The organism is Acutalibacter sp. (genome assembly GCF_056800975.1).
This window is the reverse complement of record NZ_JBQISV010000127.1, coordinates 1-4,895: the sequence shown is the minus strand read 5'-3', so window position 1 is coordinate 4,895 and position 4,895 is coordinate 1. Positions and strand designations below refer to the sequence as shown.

Below are 4,895 nucleotides of genomic sequence, written 5' to 3'. Positions count from 1 at the left end.
TTCTGTTCCTGTTTCCTTCTTCTCAAGCTTTCACTCTCAAAGAATTCACGGGTCGTTCTTCTTCTCGTTGTTTAATTTTCAAGGTCCACTCCTCAGGCTTTCCAGCCTTTGGTGCTACGCTCTCTGTCTCTTGAAGCGCTTGACTATCTTACCACATTTGGTTTTGTTTGTCAAGTACTTTTTTCGACTTTTTTCAGCGTCCCCGCTTTCGCTTGGGAAGCTCTTTCGAGCAGCTTGACTATCTTACCACACTCGGCTTCGTTTGTCAAGCCCCTTTTTCGACTTTTTTTCAGTCGACCCTCGCTTTCGCTTGGGGCTCTTTCGAGCAGCCTGACTATCTTACCACACTCGGTTTGATTTGTCAAGTACTTTTTCCGACTTTTTTCAGTCGTCCCTCGCTTGCGTTTGGGGGCTCTTTTGAGTGCTTAATAATATTATCACAGGCAGCCGCAGATGTCAACACCTTTTTTCAATTTTTTTCATCTTTTTCCTTCTGTTCTATATATTGCATTTTTCTCTAATATATTTCACAATATATGGGTTCGATTCCTGGAATTCCCAGGCATACTCCAGCTCGTCCACCATATAATGGATAGAGAAAGGGGCGTTTGCCATGAGAGCGGAACGGAAAAAAGCACTTCTCTTTGCCTGGCGTGTTGCGGTTGTCTGCCTGGTCAACATTCTGATTATTGTCATGCTGCTGGACAGCGGCGGCGCTCGGGCTCTGTCAAAATACGGCTCTACCGGCAGTGAGGTAACCCAGATTCAGCAGCGTTTGCAGGAGCTGGGCTATGAGCCGGGCGCTGCCGACGGTATTTACGGTACCCGCACAAAAAATGCGGTCATTGCTTTTCAGCGGGACAGGGGCCTTTCTGACGACGGCATCGTTGGCCCCAAGACTCTGGAAGCTCTTGGCCTTACCGCCGGCGGCGGCTCGGGAGGCGGCGGCTATGGCGGCTTCTCGGAGAGCGACCTGCAGCTGCTGGCCAAGATTATCTCTGCCGAGGCCCGGGGCGAGCCCTATCAGGGCCAGGTGGCGGTGGGCGCGGTGATTATGAACCGCATCGCTCACCCCTCCTTCCCCAACACTCTTTCCGGAGTCATTTACCAGCAGGGGGCCTTTTCCTGTCTCTACGACGGCGGGATCAACGCGCCGGTGGCGGACTCTGCCTACACAGCCGCCCGGGAGTCCATCAATGGCAGCGACCCCACCGGCGGGGCAATCTACTATTACAATCCCGCCAAGACCACCAATAAGTGGATTTGGTCCCGGCAGGTGGTGGCTGTCATTGGCGCCCACAACTTTGCTATTTAGCCATCGGCAATTTCTATTTCTGGATAGAATGAAGACAGAGCATGGATGACAGCCGCTTTTGTCTAACGGCAGTCTGGTTTTCGACTGGCCGGGTCAAAGCGGTTGTCAGTGACATTCTTCCTCCTGTGCTCCCTCTTCACTTCTTTCCTTTCTGACAGAAGACAGGCTTTGCCTCACGCCACATGTCTTAGGTGACAAAAAAGGAGCTCCCGCCGCTTTCTGGTGGGGAGCTCCTTTTCCTATTCTTGACTATTGGGGGCTACACATCGCTTCTCCCAGTCCTCAGGCGGGGTGAAGCCAGGGCTCCTCCCTCCTGCCGATGATCAGAGAAGCCTTTACTGCCCCTGAATCTTTACTCTACTTCTCTACGACTGGCAGCCAGATGAAGCACTCATAATCCGGACCCATCTCGCTGCTGGGGTACACCTCCACATTGACAGGGAACGCCAGCTCATACTGCTCATTGCCCGGCAGCCACTCCTGGAAAATCTGGGAGTTGAGGGTTTGCAGCGAGCCCGGCAGCGGCCCCTGGGCCCGGAACTTGGCCCAGGTCGCGGCAGGGATCTCCTTGACTGCCAGCCCATCCGGCACCGGACGGCCGTCATAGTGTCCGGCAATCATATAGGTGAAGGCTCCCGGGTTTTTCTCGTCATCCAGGCACACGCCAAACAGGCCGATGCAGCACTCCTTCACAGCCCGCTCCACAGCATTCTCCGCTTTTTTTCCCCGGCAGAGGGCCCCCATATAGTCCTCCTCCACCTTGTCCCAGAACCTGGGGCACAGCTCATAGCCTCTCTCCATAGGGATCTCCTGCTGAAAACCGATGACCTTAAAGCTGTCCATTTTTTCAATGATGTAATCCACGTTTTTTCCTCCCTGTATTGTTATTTTGATTTTAAACGGCAGGTATGGGCGAATGGACAGGTGTTCCCTTTTGATTCGGGAAGGGGGAAAGCCGTGAAATCTGGCAAAAGCCTTTGCAAAGCTTTCCGGGGTCTGGTAGCAATATTTGTAGGCTGTGTCAATTATCTTCTCCTCTCCTGCCAGCAGATCCAACGCGGCCAGATACAGGCGGCGGTTTCGCATATACTCACCCAGGCTGCAGCCGGTGATAATCTGAAACCCCTTTTGCAGGTAGAACTGGGACAGATGCACTGCCCTGGCTACCTCCTCGGGCCCTATAGGCTCCTGCATATGCTCCTCCATATAGTCGATAGCCCCCCGCAGGCTGCTCAACCAATCCATTCCCTTCACCTCCTGACGTGATGTCATTATAGCATCTTTTTTGCGGGACTTCCTGTCTTTGGCTGTTCTCTTTTGTCCATTTCGGCCCCAGGACTGCCTTTTCTCGCATGGTTTTTTGTGACACAGCGTCAGACAGAAGTACCAATCCATTTCTCCCCACCACGGAAAAAACAGTAACAGTAAAGTGTTTTTATGCTTTCAACTCTGTGATCCGCTCGTCAATTCTTCGTACAACGCTGTTGGTGTAAGCTTGGAAATATTTCAGCCAGAATCCCCAGGCGGTTGGATTGAAGCTTTCAAAGTCCACTCCAAGCTGGGTATAGCCTTCTCCTTTCAACACAGAAATAGCATAATTCAGTAAATTTTGATACAGCCCCTTGCCCCTGTGCTCCGGCAGGCAGTATGCGCCTGTGATATGCCGGTATGTACTGCCCGCTGCCACAAAGGTCTCGCCAAAGGCGGAGATTTTCAAAAAGGCGCATATTTTTCCCTTCTGCTTTGCCACAAAATAGCGTTCTTCCTCCTGCACGAAGGAGGCCGTCAGCTCCTCCTGCGTTTCGGGCCTGCGGTTCATGAAGAACGGACTTTCACAATAGTGTCGATACAATGCCAGATGAAGGGGATAAATTGGGTGACATTCCTCCAACTCGGCAAAATCATAGCCTGCACAGGGTCCGCAGTCTATCTGCTCCATTGGGCGAACAGCGTCTAAACAGCGCAAACCAAAACCATAACGAAAAAACTGCGTGTGAAGCTCTTCGTCATGGGCATACAGGCAGATCGCGTGGGAAACTGCCCCGGCCTTTACCCACTTTTCCCCTGCCGCCTGATACATGGCCGCATAAATTTTTGAGCGGTTTTCTCCTACGGCCCCGTTAGCGCCCATGGGAGAAAAAACTCCTCTCACATCCGTGGCGCGAAACACATTGTCAAAGGGCGCGCAGCAGCATAAAAAGCCTATCATCTGTTCCTTTTCAAACGCGGCAACGCCCAAACCGTTTTCAGCGAAACCGGTTAAATCAGGAAGATCACACACTTCTGGCAGGTCTTTTCCATACTGTCGCTCATCATTGTAGTTTGCAAGGGCGATTTTCATTGCTTCCTTGACATGCTCTTTTTCAAAGTTCAAAATATCCATCTATTTCTCCCTGAATCAAAGGCAGATATCATCCTATTTTTTCACAGAACGCTGACCGAGTGTTCAAGCCTGTCCTTCGGCTTTCTTCCGGTTTATGGAGGAAAGGGCGAACACCCCAAAGCTCAGCAGGTAAAGCCCGCTGACAGTGAGGTAAAAGGGCTTGGCCCCAATGGCGTCAAACAGCACGCCTCCCAGCAGGTTGCCCAAAATGCCCGCCACCGAAGCCACTGAGGTAAAAAAGGCCTGGGCGCTGGCTTTCAGGCTGGCAGGGGCCAGCTCATACACATAGTTGAGGGAGGAGCCCAGAAACAGCCCGTTCCCCAGCCCGAAAAAGGTGCAGAACAGCAGCATGGTGGGCAGGGAATTGGCAAAAAAACCAAAGCCTAGGCCCTCTACCGCCATAAGCACCGCAGAGCCCATAATCATGAGCTTCAGAGAAAACCGCTTGCGCAGCCGGACCATCAACAGCAAAAAGGGAATCTCCAGCAGGGCCCGGTAGGCCAGAATCACTCCGTAGCGCTCCGCGCTCACCCCAATGCTCTCCATAAAGTAGGTAATGAAATTTCCCTCGCAGGCCGCTGCAATGTAGAACAGAAACCCAAAGCCCAGAAAAACCATGTAGGCCCGGTTCTGAAAAAGCTCGCCCAAAGCCAGAGAGCCCTTCTCCTTTTTCCCTCCCTCACGCCGGACAGGCAGGGCGTTGGGCTCCCGGGCAAGCTGAGTAAACGCAATGGGGATGATCATAAACAGCCCTGTCACCCAAAAGGTGTTGGCCACTCCCAGGCTGGGCAGCCAGGCGGCAATAATCAGGCTGCCCACAGTGAACAGAAAAGAGCCCATGCTCCGCAGCGCGCCAAAGTTCAGCCTCAGCTCATTACAGTTGCGCACCAAAAGATTCTCCGCATAGGGGGACATGGAGGCGCGGAAGAAGTTGATTGCCGGCACCAGGCACAGCAGCAGCAGGTGCGAGAGCTTCAGGCTGGTGGGAATCAGGGGTATTCCGGCATAAAGCAGAGCGCCGCCTGCCAGCACCATAGTCAGCACCCTGCGCAGAGAGCCGGTGCGGTCGCTGACCATGCCCCAGAAGGTGACAGAGGCAATGCCCACCGCCGAGGAGATGGCGTTGAGCAGTCCAAGGGTGGAGGCCGAAAACCCTACGCTTTGGAGATAGACGGTCTGATAGCAGCCAAAGGCCCA

General features: G+C 53.1%; 4 protein-coding genes. 1 reads left to right on the top strand and 3 read right to left on the bottom strand.

Features of this window, described 5'->3' with window-relative positions:
• Window positions 1-613 precede the first annotated feature (613 nt).
• Window positions 614-1,315 carry a spore cortex-lytic enzyme gene (gene sleB / locus ACTO5E_RS10135; protein WP_482303374.1) on the top strand — a complete coding sequence of 234 codons (702 nt, stop codon included), beginning with the start codon at window positions 614-616 and terminating at the stop codon, window positions 1,313-1,315.
• A gap of 357 nt (window positions 1,316-1,672) precedes the next feature.
• On the opposite strand, the gene ACTO5E_RS10130 is transcribed toward sleB, so the two are convergent.
• From ACTO5E_RS10130 to ACTO5E_RS10120, 3 genes are all read right to left on the bottom strand, one after another.
• Window positions 1,673-2,560 carry an AraC family transcriptional regulator gene (locus ACTO5E_RS10130; RefSeq protein WP_482303372.1) on the bottom strand — a complete coding sequence of 296 codons (888 nt, stop codon included), beginning with the start codon at window positions 2,558-2,560 and terminating at the stop codon, window positions 1,673-1,675.
• Between the two features lie 190 nt (window positions 2,561-2,750).
• Window positions 2,751-3,698 (bottom strand): GNAT family N-acetyltransferase, encoded by a 948-nt coding sequence (locus ACTO5E_RS10125; protein WP_482303370.1) that lies wholly within the window; start codon window positions 3,696-3,698, stop codon window positions 2,751-2,753.
• A 63-nt stretch (window positions 3,699-3,761) separates the two neighbouring features.
• The coding region (locus ACTO5E_RS10120) for an MFS transporter (RefSeq protein WP_482303368.1) at window positions 3,762-4,895 on the bottom strand (1,134 nt) is incomplete at its 5' end.